The 15,124-nt window shown below is 65.1% G+C and carries 11 protein-coding genes; 5 read left to right on the top strand and 6 right to left on the bottom strand.

Annotated elements, in window-relative coordinates:
• Positions 1-4 precede the first annotated feature (4 nt).
• From PPN31114_RS02195 to bcsB, 3 genes are read right to left on the bottom strand one after another with little or no spacing between them, the layout of a single operon-like run.
• The gene (locus PPN31114_RS02195) at positions 5-3,862 is read right to left on the bottom strand and encodes a cellulose synthase subunit BcsC-related outer membrane protein (RefSeq protein WP_174987592.1); all 3,858 of its coding nucleotides are present in this window, start codon (positions 3,860-3,862) and stop codon (positions 5-7) included.
• A complete protein-coding gene (bcsZ, locus tag PPN31114_RS02190; RefSeq protein WP_174987589.1) occupies positions 3,847-5,121 on the bottom strand; it encodes a cellulose synthase complex periplasmic endoglucanase BcsZ in 1,275 nt (424 codons plus the stop codon). Before bcsZ ends, PPN31114_RS02195 begins: the two co-directional genes overlap by 16 nt.
• Positions 5,122-7,422 (bottom strand): cellulose biosynthesis cyclic di-GMP-binding regulatory protein BcsB, encoded by a 2,301-nt coding sequence (bcsB, locus tag PPN31114_RS02185; protein ID WP_174987586.1) that lies wholly within the window; start codon positions 7,420-7,422, stop codon positions 5,122-5,124. It lies immediately after the preceding gene.
• A gap of 375 nt (positions 7,423-7,797) precedes the next feature.
• Between bcsB and PPN31114_RS02180 the strand changes: the two genes are divergently transcribed.
• From PPN31114_RS02180 to PPN31114_RS02165, 4 genes are all read left to right on the top strand, one after another.
• Positions 7,798-8,112, top strand: a complete 315-nt coding sequence (locus tag PPN31114_RS02180; RefSeq protein WP_150677855.1) for a hypothetical protein — start codon at positions 7,798-7,800, stop codon at positions 8,110-8,112.
• A gap of 6 nt (positions 8,113-8,118) precedes the next feature.
• Positions 8,119-8,766 carry an HAD-IB family hydrolase gene (locus tag PPN31114_RS02175; protein WP_150677854.1) on the top strand — a complete coding sequence of 216 codons (648 nt, stop codon included), beginning with the start codon at positions 8,119-8,121 and terminating at the stop codon, positions 8,764-8,766.
• A 30-nt stretch (positions 8,767-8,796) separates the two neighbouring features.
• A complete protein-coding gene (locus tag PPN31114_RS26350) occupies positions 8,797-10,755 on the top strand; it encodes an FUSC family protein (RefSeq protein WP_246182365.1) in 1,959 nt (652 codons plus the stop codon).
• Between the two features lie 194 nt (positions 10,756-10,949).
• Positions 10,950-12,110 (top strand): methyltransferase, encoded by a 1,161-nt coding sequence (locus PPN31114_RS02165; RefSeq protein ID WP_150677853.1) that lies wholly within the window; start codon positions 10,950-10,952, stop codon positions 12,108-12,110.
• 66 nt (positions 12,111-12,176) lie between these two features.
• Here the strand turns inward: PPN31114_RS02165 and PPN31114_RS02160 are convergent, their stop codons facing one another.
• Positions 12,177-13,547, bottom strand: coding sequence for a BaiN/RdsA family NAD(P)/FAD-dependent oxidoreductase (locus PPN31114_RS02160; RefSeq protein ID WP_150677852.1), 1,371 nt, complete (start codon positions 13,545-13,547; stop codon positions 12,177-12,179).
• 107 nt (positions 13,548-13,654) lie between these two features.
• Between PPN31114_RS02160 and PPN31114_RS02155 the strand changes: the two genes are divergently transcribed.
• Complete coding sequence (locus PPN31114_RS02155; RefSeq protein ID WP_150677851.1) at positions 13,655-14,395, top strand: class I SAM-dependent methyltransferase; 741 nt, start codon at positions 13,655-13,657, stop codon at positions 14,393-14,395.
• Between the two features lie 8 nt (positions 14,396-14,403).
• Here the strand turns inward: PPN31114_RS02155 and PPN31114_RS02150 are convergent, their stop codons facing one another.
• On the bottom strand, positions 14,404-14,607 hold the full coding sequence (locus PPN31114_RS02150) for a DUF2964 family protein (RefSeq protein ID WP_150677850.1): 204 nt from the start codon (positions 14,605-14,607) through the stop codon (positions 14,404-14,406).
• Positions 14,608-14,797: 190 nt separating this feature from the next.
• On the bottom strand, positions 14,798-15,001 hold the full coding sequence (locus PPN31114_RS02145) for a DUF2964 family protein (RefSeq protein ID WP_150677849.1): 204 nt from the start codon (positions 14,999-15,001) through the stop codon (positions 14,798-14,800).
• Positions 15,002-15,124 lie beyond the last annotated feature (123 nt).

The following is a 15,124-nucleotide window of genomic DNA, read 5'->3' as shown; positions in this document are numbered from 1 at the left end:
TGGCTCAGTAGCTCCAGATCGGACGCACCGGCGACGGCGGCATCGGCACATCGCCACGCCGCGCATCGAAGTGGTAGCGCATGTAGATGAGGAAGCGGTTTGGCGCGTAATAATCCGAACGCTCGAACTGCACCTGTCCGCCAATGACCCAATGGCGGTTAACCCAATATTCGGCGCGCCCGAGAATCGAGAAGCCCACGCCGAAACCGCCACCCGAGCCGTAAGTGAGATTGCCGCTGGCGGCCTGAAGTCCGCCGTCGGTCGGGAAGTACGGCATCGACTTTTCCTGACTCTGCGAGAACGAGACCGAGCCGCGCAGGTAGTACGACCAGCGCTGCGTACGGCCATACCATTCGAGCGGCAGCGTGAGCGACACATAGGTTTGCGGGCTGTAGTAACCACCCATGCCGTATGTGTAGAAGCGCTCGTTCTGCGCAAAGCTGTCGAAGAACAACGTCACGCCGGTGTTCATGCGCATGTCGCGCTTGTAGATCAACGGCAGATCGATACCCGCGCGCGCCGACACTTCGGAGTTGTTCAACACGTTCTCGCCGGTGAGCCGTGCCACGCTGGCTTCACCGAACACGCCCCACTTCGCGAAGTCGCGCGAGGCGTGGAAGGTAATCGCGTCGCGCCGCACGCCGCCCCATTTGCCGTCGCCGAAAATCTCGGGCAACGGCAGGTACGACCCGGCGTACGACACCATGCTGCCCGTCATCGGACGGCGCGACACGTCGACCCAATAGTTGTAGCGCCCAAGATTACCGAATAGCCGCACGCCCCCGGTCACATAAGACACCGGGAAGCCGATCGGTGTGTGGCCGATATCGGCGCGAATCCAATCGTTCTCGTAGCCGAGCATGAGCGCCTGGCCATGTGCCTTTTGCCGCTTGCTGCCGTAATCGGTCGCCAACCCCGGGTTGGCCGTACGGAACGGCGTGTTGCCCAGCAGCGGCAACGTGCCGAACTCCGACGTGCCGTTAAGCGGCAAATCGCCGGAATCGGCACTGACATAGTCGGTCTGCGCAAACACGTGGCCGTCGTAACCGACGGCGTACTGACCGTACAGCGGCACGGCGCGCGCGTTGAACATCGAAATGCCGCCGTCGCCTTTCTTCGTGTCGATTTCGTAACCCGCCGCCACGTAGCTGTTACGCCGCGATTCGAGCGAGTCGATGCCCGACTCGGCCGACGTCATGCCGTCGTAGCCCGGTAGCGCACCTTGCACGATCTCTTCCTTGCGCGCTTGGTCGTACCAGCCCTTCGCCTCGTTGTAGTGACGCTGCGACTGCGCAATGCGCCCGCGTTGCACGGTCACCGACGGGTTATCCGGGAATTGCCCACGCAGTTTGTCGTTCAGGGCAATCGCTTCGTCGTAGCGCTCCATGGCCGTCAAGCGGCGCACGGCGGAGAGTTGCGTCCAGACATCGTCCGGCGGGGCTTCCGCCAGTGCCCGGTCGAGTTCGCGATTCGCCGCGTCGTCGTCTTGCATTTCGTAGAGAACCCGCACGAGCGAGAGCCGCGCATCCGTGTTGGTCGGATCTTGGCGGATCTGGTCTTCCGCGATCTTGCGCGCGTCGTCGTACCGCCGTTCGTCGAAGTAAATATCGCCCAGCGTCGACAGCGCACGTTTGTCGGGCGGGTTGCGTGCGAGAAGCGGCTGAAGGGTTTTCTGCGCGGTATCGAAGTCGCCCAGTGCACGCGCACGATCTGCGGTGCGCAAGGCCAGTCGATCCTGCAAATCCTGCCATTCGTCGCGCTGGTCTGCGCCGAGCGTCGCGGGATCGATGCTCGCGAGGAAGGTGCCGAGTTCAGTGTCGCGCTCGGCCGTGTTGAGCAGTTCGGCGTAGCGCAGTTGTGCATCGGGTTGCGGCTTGTCGGTGTGCGCGGCCAGCCAGTCGCGCATGAGCGCAAGCCCTTGGTCCGCTTGCCCTGCCGCGACACGTGCACGGGCGACTTCCCCGATCAGTTCGGGATCGTCGCCTGCCATCGAAAGCGCTTCACGGTACTGGCGCTCGCTCTCTTCCTCGTTGCCTGCGGCGTGCGCTTCACGGGCGAGGCGCGCGGCGTCGCGAATGGCGAGCGTCGTCTGCATCCGGCGAATCGACGGCGACGCATCGGCGGCGGGAATCTGCGCCAGTGCCGCGCGGGCCCCGGCTTCGTCGTCGATCACGTTCAGGTAGATCGCCTGCGCATAGTGCATCTGTGCGCTGTCGTCGGCGGAGAGAGGTTGACGCAAGCCTTCGGCCATCACCTCGCGGCCAATTTGCGGCAAGCGCAGCTTGCGATACAGGCTGGCCAGCGAATAACGCGTCCACGCGTTGCTTGGGTCGAGGGAAACGGCTCGCTCCAGTGCAGCCAGTGCCGGGCCGTTTTTGCCTTCGGCAATGAGCCGATCGGCGTCGTCGGACAGCGCGGCCGCTTCGGCCTTGTCGAAGCGTGCCTTGTCCTGCGGAAACCGCCGCCGCAGATCCCCAAGCAGATTGGCAAGTTCGGTCCGGCGCTGTTGCCGCGAGTACAGCGTAATCATGCCGCGCAAGGCGGTGTCGTTGTCCGGCTCGATCTTCAAGGCCTGTTGGAACAGGCGCTCGGCATCGTCGTCGCGTTTGGCGTCGAGCGCGATGTCGCCGAGCAGCGCGATACCGTCCGGGTTGCCCGGATCGGCCGCCAACGCACTACGCACTAGCCGGTCAGCCTCGTCCAGACGCCCCGCGTCGCGGGCATCGCGCGCGTCCGACATCGCGCCCCAGAATTGCGAGGTCTTGAGAAGGCTGCGCCATTTGCCCGCGTTCTCGGGGTCTTTGCGCAGCGCTTGCGTGAACAGCTCCTGTGCGCCTTTGTGGTCGCCCTGACGCATCTTCACGAGACCGAGCGAGCCCAACAATTCGCCATCGTTCGGCCGCTTGACGCGCGCCGCGTCGAGCGACTTCTGGGCATCGGACAAACGCCCTTGATCGAGCGCCTTGATGCCTGCCTGACGAGCCTTGTACGCGGGATCGTTGAGCATGCGCTGTCGGGCCGCCTGCTGGGCGTTCAGCTTGTCGTAGTCTGCGCGAATGTCGGCGTCGTTGGGCGCGAGCGCGAGATAGCGTTGATACAACGGCAGCCACGCCAGATTGCCGTCGGCCTTCGACAACCCCTGCTTCCAGAGCGGCAGCAAGGCGTTCAGATCGGCATCGGGGCGCGCCGCAAGTTCGGCCACCATGCGCGTGCCCGCCAAACGGCTCGACGGCCGGTCGATCATTAGTTCGGCCTGCGATTGCGCAGCGCGAGTGTCGTTGGGTGAGGTCTTGGCGAGCCCCGCGAGCCCCTGCTGGGCGGCTGGCCAGCCGTTGGTGGCATTGGCCTGCGCGCGGTAATACTCCACGCCGAGATCGCCCGTGGGCGGTCCGTCGGGGAACAGGGCTTGGTACTCGGCAAACGCCGCGTCTGCCTGACCGCTTCGTTGCAACAGACGCGCGCGAGCAATGCGCGACTTGTCTGTCGTGTTGATACGAATGACGTCGGCCAGCGCTTTGGTCGCAGGCGAATTCGGATAACGCGCGCGCAAGCGCTGCAATGCCTTGTTGGCCTCGGCGGGATGGTTCTCTTCAATCTCGATCTGGCCGAGCAGCGACAGCGCGTCGGGTTGATCCGGTTGCACCAGCAGCGCTTTCTCGAGCGCGGCGCGCGCCAGATCGTTGCGGTGACGCGAATGCCAGAGCGTAGCGCTCGCGATCTGATTGCTCACGTCGCGATTGGCCGCCACGGGCGGGGCTTTGCCCGCATTGCTCGGGGCGGCGGCGGGTGCGGCGCGCACACCGGCATCCGCTGCCATCAGCAGACAGGCCAGACAGGCGGAACGAATCAGCGTGTCGCGCAAGCGCCCTCCCATGGCAGTTGCAGCGTGCCGTCAGCGGCAAAACGATAGTGTCCGGCCTGCCAGCCGAGACCGAACAGCGCCAGCACCGAGCTGTAATACCCCGGGGGCGATTGCGCGTCCAGCGCATGCACACGCGCGATTTGCGCTTGCGCGCCTGCGGTGTCGCCGAGCGTCTGAAGCAACGGCACCAGTGCCGCCGAAAAGCCGCTGGGGCCGTCCTGCTTGGCGGTGCCGTCGCGCGTGTTGACGCGCTCAGGCGGCGCGCCATGGCTGGCGACGTACTTGAGCATGCCGCTGAATGTGTGCTGCAACGCGTGGAAGTCGTCGCTGCCCGGGGCCAGCATGCCCGCCCACAAATAGACACGAATCGCGTTGTAACTGCCCTCGCCCTGCGTTTCCGGATCGATTTGGAAACCGTGGCCCGCGCGGTACATCGCCCATTCCGGCGCGAAACCCAACGGCGGCGCGGTCAACGTGATTTGCTTGAGCGACGAGGCAATCAGTTGCGGCCAGCCGCTCTCTGGGAACAGTCCCGCCAACCGGCGTACCACTTGCATCGGGACATAGCTCGGATTGAGCCGCCACAAGTCCTTTTCCGGATGAAAGCCAACCGGTGCAGGCAACAGCGTGCGGCCAAGGCCGGGGACGAAATCGGTTTCCTCGGCGGCAATGCGCCGGGCGACGAGCGCACCGAGCGCGGTGTAGCGCCGCACGTTCCACAAGCGCCCCGCTTCGCCCAGCGCGTACGCAATCCACATGTCGGCATCGCTCGCGGGGTTGCTATCGAGCACGCCCCACTGGCCGTCGTCCTTCTTGCCCCAAAGCCATGCAGGCAAGTGCGCGGTGAGGTCGCCCTGCGCGAGATTGTTAATGGTCCAGTCGACGATCTTGTCGAACGCGGCGCGGTCGTTAGCGATGAGCGCAAACGTCATCGCATATGCCTGTCCTTCCGACACGGTGCGCAGATCGGCCTCGCTGTGGTCGATCACGCGGCCGTCGTCTGACAGGAACGCCGTCTTGAAGCGGGTCCATTCGGGCCAGTCGACCGGCGGGCATGCACGCGCTGGCGACGTTGTCGCTTGCGGCGTGGCGCTGGCCGCAGACGCTGACGGGCTCGCCGCACGGACAGGTTTGGCTGGTGCTGCGCTGGCCGCGCCCGATAACCCCGCGACGAGCGGAAGCACGGGCGCTACCCCACCGGCCGCGAGCGCGCGCAGCACGGCGCGTCGGCGCCGGCCGTGAGCTTCGGGGCGTTTCATTTACTTCTCCAGCCGACGCGCGGCGCGACGCTGCAACCACCCAAAGCATTTGAGTGCGATCGCGAACGCCGCCAGCAACGCCACGATACCCACGAGAATCGGATGGCTCGAGAGGTGATAGCGAATGCGCGTCCACCAACTCACATCGCCAACGAAATACGTCTGCCCCAGCCGGAACGATTCCACGCGTGTGCCATTGACCACGGCGAGATCGCCATGAATCTCGGCGCGCTGCACGCTGTCATCGACGACATCGACCACGTTAAGCAGCGTCTTATTGCTCGTCGCGTTAATCGCCACCACCGAGCGCGTACTGCTCACGGGCGACTCGAAACCGACCAGCGCTGCAAGCGCACCGTCCGACTGGGCGTCCATACGCGCCGGCCCAACACGGCTGGCCGCGAGCGCCGAACCCGTGGCCCCGTCGCCGCGATAGCCTTGCGGCTGACTCGTCATCAAGCGGCGCGACTGGTCGATAAGCAGCGGGAAGCTCTTGCCCCATTTCGCCAGCAGATCGCCCGCGTCCTTGCCGCCCACGATCAACAGGTCGCGGTCTTTGAAGCGGTCGGTTTGCGTCGTGTCGAGCACTTCGAACCGGTCGGCATAAACGCCGGTCGAGCGGCCAAACTGCCCAAGTGTCGAGAAAACTGTCTCGAGTTCCGAGGCATCTGGCGTCTTCGACGTGATGATGGCCGTCTGCGCCAGGTCGGCATATTTGGTGAATGGGTAACCGCTGCCCACGAAGAAGCTCAGATTCGGCATCTCGGCGTAGTGCGGCAGTCCGCTGAAGTCGATGGTCGAGTCGGCATCGATGGCCGAGCGCGCCGCGTTGGTGATCGTCTGCGCGCAAATGCCTTCTTTGTGCGGTTCCATCGCAAACTGGAACGACAGCGAATTGCGCGACGCCACCTGGAACGCCGGAATGCGCACGTCCTTACGGTCGGCCATGGTGCCGTCGGAGAGCAACTCGACGAGCATGTGGCTCTTGTCGGTACTCGCGCCCGCCGAGCGCAGTCGATACGCGCGCACGAACTGATCGTTAATCGCCACGCTCATCGACGAATCGTCGGGCTTCACGGGCGGGGTGTAGCGATATTTCAGATCGAGCGGCACCCCCGTGTTTTGCCACGTCAGTAAATCGGCGGGCAGGTTGAGTTGGATGCGAATCGGCCACGGCATGTAGCCGCTGCCTTGCAAGTCGGATGGATTGTCGACCAGTTCGCCCAGCTTCACCGGACGATCGGTGCGCACCCAGCGCGGCGCGTCGTACGCCTGGCGCGGCGGCAGAGGTTCGAGGGCATTGATACGTGCCGACTCCCCCGAGAGCGCCGCACGGCCCGAGACGAGCGCCAGCGCGGCCGTCTCTAGATCCTTGGCATCGCGCCCTTGCAGCACAAGCAGCTTGAGCGACGGATTGTTGGGGTTCGACATCATGCGCAACGTCGGCGCATCGACCGCTGGCAGATTTAGCGCGGCCGGACGCGTGTCATTGGTCGCAAAGACAATCGCATGCTTGTTCGGCAGTTCGTTCACATCGACCGGGAAGCGCGTGCGGCGGTAGTCGCCCAACGCACCCGCCCACGTGGCAACCACACCGGCGGCGTGCACGACGGCAAGCGACGGCGGTGCGCCGAAGACAAACGGAATTGCGAGATCGCGGTTGTCGTGCCGATCGATGAACGGTGTGGGCAGCGTCGAGAGATCGTTCCGAATCGTGAGCGGTTGCGTGCTCGTGACGACTTCGCTTTGCGGGCTGATGTCGGCCCACAAGCTGGAATGGGTCGGGTCTTCGCACTCCATCGTGTAGTGACCGATGAGCACGAGCCGCACGCGATTGAAGCCGGAGAGCAGACGCGGGTCGAGCGGTATCTCGCGCACCAGGTTCTTACCACCCTCTTCTTTGTTGAACGGTAGGGTGGCGATCAGCTCTTCGTTGAGATAAACCTTGAGTTGCGAGAGATCGGGAATGAGGGCGGGCGAATAGGTGTAACGCAACCGGAGAAGCGCCGAGGCGACCGTCTGATCGAGTCGGATTCCGAAATTTACGTCGCCGGAGCCTTCCGTGCCGCGTAGACGCAACCCTGTCGTTTGACCTAACTGGGCGAAAGTAACCGTGCGCTCGCTGATGCCCGGCGCTGGGGGGGTGAGTACGACCGGGGAAGCCGTGGCATCACTCGCCGTGGCGCCCGAGGCAGCAGTAGGCGGCGATGCTGTCGCAGCGGGCGATGCGGTGCTTTTGCCCTTTACCGCGGTGGGGGCCGCTCCCGCGAGCGTGACACCACCGGGATCCATGGCTGCCATGACGAGCAAACCGATGGCTGAGACTTTCCAACGACGCGACCAAGACCTTCGAAGCTGCATGTTAGATGCCTCATCTGTTTCTTGTCTTGTGATCGCCACCTCACAACGAGCCTCGCCCTGACGACCCGACGTCTCCCTCTACGTCGCTTTCGAACTCTCCGCATCGACTACTACGGATTGCCGGGGTCTTGGCGGGACAGCGCAGCCCGTCTTTCTGGAAATGGCACGTTGCGTCATGCTAGCCTGCCTCGCAGCCGGTATCAAGCGAGCGTTAGCCTCCGGGTGTCGTGTTGCGGGTACAACGGCTGGTCAACGCGGCAGACCGGTTGCCGTGGTAATTGCAGTGGCGCGCGTGCACCGTATAGAATGCCCGGCATGAGCCAGAACGATATTTCGCCCTCCACCGTAATGCCGGATGCGGCCGACGCTCTCATCGAGCGGCGCAACCCGTCCGACATCGATCGACTGCGCGAGACCATCGGTTTCGACGTGCTGCCGGTCTACCGCGACGAACAGGCAGTGGTCGGGGCGCAGCAAGCACGCGCTCGCTGGCCGCATCTGGTGGCCTTCACCGATTCGCGTGTTTCGAAGGCGGCTTCGGCTGGCTCGTCACTCTCAGATCCTTCAGCGTCACCCGCATCGCCGTCTCCCTCCGTCCCCGCGTCACCTTCATCGCTCAGCGCGAGCTGACCCGGCATGCGAGACGCTTCCGTCGTTGCCGCGTTCGATTTCGACGGCACGATTTCCACGACCGATAGCCTGCGCGTCTTCGTGCGCCGTACCGTGGGCACGCCGCGCTTTGTCCTCGGCGCGCTGCTCGCGTCGCCATGGCTCGTTGGCGCGGCGCTCAAAATGTTGGATCGCGGCACGGCCAAAGCGCATTTCCTTCGCACCACGCTCGGTGCACGCCCCCAGACGCAACTCGACGCCGAAGCCAAGCGCTTCGTCGATGACGGCCTGCCCGCGCTCGTGCGCCCCGAAATGCTCGCGCGGGTGCGCCAGCATCGCGCCATGGGACATCGCGTTGTGCTCGTGAGCGCCTCGCCAGGCTTGTATTTGCGCCCATGGGCGGCATCGATCGGCTTCGATGCCGTGCTGAGTACCGAGCTCGCGTTCGACGCCCATGGCCGGTTTGCCGGGCAGTTCGCCAAGCCGAACTGCTGGGGGCCGGAAAAGGTGCGACGTCTCGAAGCGTGGTGGGGCAACGCGCCGCCCCGGGTGCTCTTCGCCTATGGCGACAGCCGCGGCGACAAGGAAATGGCCGAGCGGGCCGACCACGCCTGGATTCGCGGGCAAGGCAAGCTCATGCCGCTCATGGACGATGACGCGCCGCGCGCGTCCTGAACGTCTCATCGTGTTGCGACGTGCCCGCCCATGCCGATGACACCTGAACCCAGCCGCCGTGTGGCGTGGATTTCACGGCTCGCGCGCCTGGAGCCGGTCGCCTTCTCCCGCTGGGATGCCCTACATGCCGCCTTGTCCGTGGCCATTCCGACCGTCGTCGGCGTCGCCATCGGTCAGGGGGCCAATGCGTCGCTCTTTGCGCTGGGCGCCCTGCCCGCCATCACAGGCGACCGCACCGGCCCTTACCGCGCCCGGGCGCGCTCGATTCTGCTGACCGTCGCCACCGGCGTCGCAGGCTTCTACGCGGGCATGCTCATCCATACCGTCGGTTTGGAAAGCCATTGGCTCGCCCATGTCTTGCTGCAATTGGCGATTCTGCTGCTGAGCTTTATCGGCACGTTCGGCAACGTGGCATCGGCGGCGACGCTGCAAGGCGCTGTCTATCTCATCGTCGGCTGGGGCCTCGCGCTGCCGCCCCCGGAATGGCGTGCCCCGCTGTTGCTCGCTGCGGGGGGCATCTTCAGCGTGATGCTCATGGCGATTCACTGGCTGCGGCACCCCGGCGCTGCCGAGCGCGACGCCGTGGCGGCCATCTATCAGCAGTTGGCGAACGTCCTCGATGCCAGCGGCACGCCTCGGGTCCGGCTCGCCCGCCGTTCGCTCGAAAACGCCATCGCGGCGGCCTACGACACCTTGTTGACCGCGCGCGCCAGCACGGCCAGCGGTTGGGATGTCTTGGAGCGGCGTGCCGCGCAGATACTGGCCGCCGAACCGGTCACGGCGGCCGTCATCGGGCTGGCACAGGTCGGACAACCGTTGCCTGCGCCGCTCGGCAGGGCCCTGTACGCGATGGCCCGCAGCATTGCCCGCGACCATCCGATCAACGTCAGCGCCGCCGCCGATGCTGCGACCGATAACCATGCGCCCGCCCTCGCTGCCGCGCTACATCGCGCCGAACCCTTGCTGACTGGGACCGTGCACGCTGCCGAGCCGCCGCTGGTAGCGCTAGCCCGCCATCAAGCGCGCGCCCCCGCGCACCCGCGCTGGATGCCGAAGTGGCCGTGGCCCGATGTGTGGCGCTATCTCGTGCGTATCGGGTTATGTGTACTCGTCGCCCAAATCTTCATCGCCGTCACCGCGTTGCCCCGTTCGTACTGGGTGCCGCTGATCGTCGTGGTGATCTTCAAGCCGAATTACGGCTCGGTGTTCGCGCGTGCCCTGCAAAGCGGTGTGGGCAGCATTATCGGCGTCGCGTTGTCGGCGGCCGTGGTCGCCATCGACCGCAATGGCCTGGTGAGTTTCGTCGCCCTGATTCCGCTGGCAGCGTGCCTGCCCTGGGCCTTGCGCCGTAACTACGGGCTGTTCAGTGCCCTGCTGCTGCCGATTCTCATGCTCGTGATGGGCGCGCTACAGCCCGGCAGTCAGGATATTGCGCTCGCGCGCTTCATCGACGCGGTGGCGGCATGCGCCATCGTCTTGCTCGTGGGGTATTTGCCATGGGCGAAGTGGGAACGTAGGCAACTCGACGAGCGCGTCGCCATTGCGCTCGATGCGCTAGGCCGTTACGCGGCGCTGGCCGACACACACGATGCCGACGCGGCGTTTGCCGCGCGGCGGGCGAGCTATAAGGCGCTCGACGATGCCCGTATCGCGCTGCAACGGGCGTTGTCGGAGCCGCCGCTGGTCAGCCGTCGTGCGGCACGCTGGTGGCCCGCGCTGATTTCGCTCGAACGCGTGGCCAACGCAATTACCGATACCGTGCCGCATGGCGACGATCACGATGCGGCAGTACATCCGGCGGCGGCCGTCCTCACGCACATGGCGGCAGCGCTTCGCCACGGCGGCGCGGCACCCGACCTGCCTGCGCCACCGGTGCCCGGCATCGATCGCATGCTCGACGAAGCACTGCGCGAGGCGATCGGCTTGCTGTTTGGGGCGGCTGACGACGGGCGTGAAGCGCCTCGCTCCACACCCCACGCGGCCCCTTGAACCCCTGGCGGTGGCACGGCGCTTTGCCCTGCGCGACGCCAACACAGGCATAATGCGCACTTCCGGCGCGCAATTGCGTGAGAAACCCGACGCACTCGAACGACGTTCTACAGCGCCTGTCCGCACACGCGGACGCCCTCGGATACCCCCCAGCGCGACCTTTCGCGCGCCGCCACGCTTTCAGAAGACTACGCATGAACACTACCCCGACGCTCGCCTGGACCGAAGACGGTCGCCCCGTCACCGCCCGCTGGCGCTCCGAAGCCGGCGTGATGCCGCCGCGCCGCGTCGAAGTCGTCGATGACACGATTACCGCCGACGACGCCTATCACCTCGCTTGCGGCGGTACCGCCCTGCTGTATCGCGGCGATTACCAGAACGCCCGCCAGTTGATGCTGGCCATGGCACGCCGCGTCGACCGCCCGCAGCGCGTGCGCCGTAAGCCGTCGAAAGATGCCGCGCCCGTCGTCGCTGGCCCCGCCGATGCGTTCCACAAACACCGCATGGCGCAGGCCCAGCGCGCCCGCATTCTTGGCATGGTGCTCGTGCCGCTCGACGCCGACTACGGCATTCCGCTGCGCCGCGCACCGGACGTACGAGAAGCTTGCGCCGAAGCATGGGGCGCGCCGGACGACCAGTCGAGCGTTGCCTCGCTGCGTGAGATTCTCGGCTTGATCGGTGCGCACGAGTGGCGCAAGAAAGGCGTGTCGGTGCCCGCACTGGGCTCGACCATTCACCCGTGGTACGGCGTCTTCTCGCCGGTGCGCGGGGAATATCTTCAGTTGATCGAGCAAGCGCCGCTGCCGAACACCTCGCTGGCCTTCGACGTCGGTACGGGTACCGGGGTGATCGCCGCGCTGCTGGCCCGTCGCGGGGTGCAACAAGTGATCGGCACCGATCGCGATCCTCGAGCGCTGGGCTGTGCCCGCGAAAACATTGCGCGACTCGGGTTGGAGCGTTCGGTGAAGATCGTCGACGCCGATCTGTTCCCGGAAGGCCGTGCGCGGCTGGTCGTCTGCAACCCGCCGTGGGTACCGGCCAAGGCGAACGCGCCGATCGAACATGCGATCTACGATCCGGACAGCCAGATGCTCAAGGGCTTCCTGAACGGGTTGGCCGCGCATCTGAGCCCGGGTGGCGAGGGCTGGCTGGTGCTCTCCGATCTGGCAGAACACTTGGGACTGCGCACGCGCGAAACGCTGCTGTCGTGGATTCATGGCGCCGGTCTGGTGGTACTCGCGCGTCACGACGTGCGCCCGCAACACCAGAAGGCCGCCGATGCCAACGATCCGCTGCATGCCGCACGCCGCGTGGAAGTGACGTCGTTGTGGCGTCTGGGCGCGCGCCCGGCCTAAGTTCGCTCCCGAAGGTTGTGTCCTGATCCGGCTAACGTGCCGCGATCAGGACATCAGGACGCGGCATCAGGACGAAGGCAGCGCCGCCAGATACGCGGCGGCGCCGTCGCCCGCCACGCAAGCGCTGGCGAAGCAGGCCGTCAAGAGATAGCCCCCGGTCGGGGCTTCCCAATCCAGCATTTCCCCTGCACAGAACACACCGGGCACCGCGCGGAGCATCAGATGCTCGTCGAGCGCTTCGAGCCGGACCCCGCCTGCGCTGCTGATCACTTCGGCAATCGGGCGCGTGCGCAGCAACGTGAGCGGCAACCGTTTGATACCGGCCGCGAGCGCCGCCGGGTCGTTGAACGTCTCGCGCGCCAGACACTCCCGCAACAATCCCGCTTTCACGCCTGCAATCCCCAACCGGCTTTGCAGATGGCTCGCCATCGAGCGCGAACCGCGCGGGTGCGCCACTTCGTCGGCCACACGTTGTGCTGGCCAGTCGGGCAGCAAGTCGAGGAACACCTGCGTCCCCTGCCCGTTGCCGTTCGCGAGAATGGCGTCGCGAATGGGGGCCGACAGCGCGTAGACCAGACTGCCCTCCACGCCGTGTTCCGAGATCACGAATTCGCCTTGACGGGTGGTGCCGTCAGGCAACGTCATCGTCACAGACTTGATCGGCTCGCCCGCGAACTTGCTGCGCATATGGGGGGTCCAGTCCGCCTCGAAGCCTGTGTTGGCGGGCAGTAGCGGCGCCACGTCGACACCACGCTCACGCAGCCATGGCACCCATGCAGCGTCGGACCCTAACTGCGGCCAACTAGCGCCGCCAAGCGTCAATATCACGGCGCGGGCGTTGATGACATGCTCACCGTCTGGCGTGGCGAAGCGCAGTCGCTGCGGGGCATTTCCGACGGTGTCTTCCACACCGCTTTGCCAACCCAGCCATCGATGGCGAACGTGCAAACGCACGCCCGCCGCACGCAGGCGTGCCAGCCATGCACGCAAGAGCGGCGCGGCTTTCATGTCGACGGGGAATACTCGTCCGGAGGTGCCGACGAACGTATCGATGCCCAGCCGGTGCGCCCAGCTGCGCACGTCGTCTGCGTTAAAGCGGCGCAACCATTGACCGACGGCATCGGCACGCGGGCCATAGCGGCCAACAAACTGCTCCGCTGGCTCGCCGTGCGTCAGATTCATACCGCCCTTGCCCGCCATCAGAAACTTGCGGCCAACCGACGGCATGGCGTCGTACACGTCGACACGCCAGCCTGCGGCGGACAGCACTTCGGCAGCCATCAAGCCAGCCGGGCCCGCACCGATCACCGCGACGTCCACGGCATGCGCTTGCGCCGACGCGGCATCGGTCGCGTGCGGGCCAGCGGCCGGGAGCGTCGGGGAAGTGATCGAAGAAGCGGTCGACGAAGCGGTCGTCGGATCGGCGGATGCGGTCATGCGGAATCAGTCAGGTAGCGAGTGGGAGGATGGCACGCGCAGTGCGGCAAAGGTCGGCATTGTCCCATAATCACGTCTTTCAACCACCCTCCAGAGGAGCCCCCCGAATGCCGTCTGACGACCAAACGTCCATGGGACGTACTGCTTACGCCAGCTTCGCTCGCCGTTATGCAGACATTGCCGTCACCAAGCCGCACAACGCGCTTTACGAGCGTCCGGCCACGCGGGCATTGCTCGGACCGGTGGCGGGCATGCACGTACTCGACGCGGGTTGCGGTCCCGGTATCAACAGCGCATGGCTCACCGAGCAAGGCGCCACGGTGCATGGCATCGATGTCACGCCGGAGATGATCGAATTGGCACGCGAGCGATGCGCAGGGCTATCCGCCGAGTTCGACGTTCAGGATCTGGGCACGCCATTTGTCACGCTGAGCGAAAACCGATTCGATGCCATTGTCAGCGCACTGGCATTGGACTATGTCGAAGAGTTGGGGCCGACGTTCCAGGAGTTTGCACGGGTGGCCAAACCAGGGGCGACGCTCGTGTGGTCGATGGGGCATCCCATGCGCGACTGGATCGATGAGCGTACGCGGCGCAACCGGCCTTACTTCGACATCACCAAATTCGGCATGTATTGGAGTGGTTTTGGCGAGCCGAAGCCGTTTGTCGAATCATTCCGGCGACCGTTGGCGGGCATTCTCAATGCGGCGGCGGATGCCGGTTGGCAGCTCGAGCGCATGGTGGAACCGTTGCCGCTGCCGGAGATGGCGGCGGTCGACAAGCGGCTTTACGACGAACTTTCGCAGGTGCCCGCGTTTATGTGTCTGCGGGCGCGCCTTAGCAAGTAGATGATCGATCAACGAGACTTCGGCTGTTCTTCGTTGGCGCCCCATGGAATGAGCATGGTGGCCATGAGCGTTGCACCGACGATGACGGCGGCCACGCCGTAGTGCGCGACATCGGGCAGATTGAAGAGCAGACCGTGGATGGTTGCGAACATGCCGCCTAGCATGACGAAAGCCGAAATAGCGGCAATGACGACGCGGGTATCGGAGCACATACGTCACCTCACAGCGAGTCCACGACCGTTGCGAAGCGCAGCAACCGAGCTCCGTCGGCGTCCCTCGATTTCAGTGTAGGACGCGCAACGCTAAATGGTTAACCGTACTTTACGAGTCTGCGGAATCAGCGAAAGCAGTGGCTGCTGGCGATGACCGACGGTTTCGGCAGATGGACCGAAGACGAGCGCCCTACCCCTGCTTCTCTCGTTCCTCGTCGCGTGGCCATGGCGTGAGCATGACGACGATGAAGAGGATGCCGAACAGAACGGTGATGACGCCGCCGTGCATGACGTGCGAGCGATCGTAGAGCAAACCGTGAATGGTGGCGAATGCCCCGCCAAGCGTCATGAAGGCCGCGATAGAGGCGATGACGACACGGAATTCCGAACCCATGGCGACTCCTTATAGTTATCGGCGATGGTGCCGCGAGTGTCACTCGCGTGTCACTCATAAAGCGGCAACACCAGTGTACGCCGAAGCCTAAGCCACGCCTATTCAGTCGTACGCCTACACAAA

It is taken from the genome of Pandoraea pneumonica, from assembly GCF_902459645.1.
Taxonomy (GTDB): domain Bacteria; phylum Pseudomonadota; class Gammaproteobacteria; order Burkholderiales; family Burkholderiaceae; genus Pandoraea; species Pandoraea pneumonica.
The sequence above is the reverse complement of the archived record's forward strand: the minus strand, read 5'-3'. Positions and strand labels throughout refer to the sequence as shown.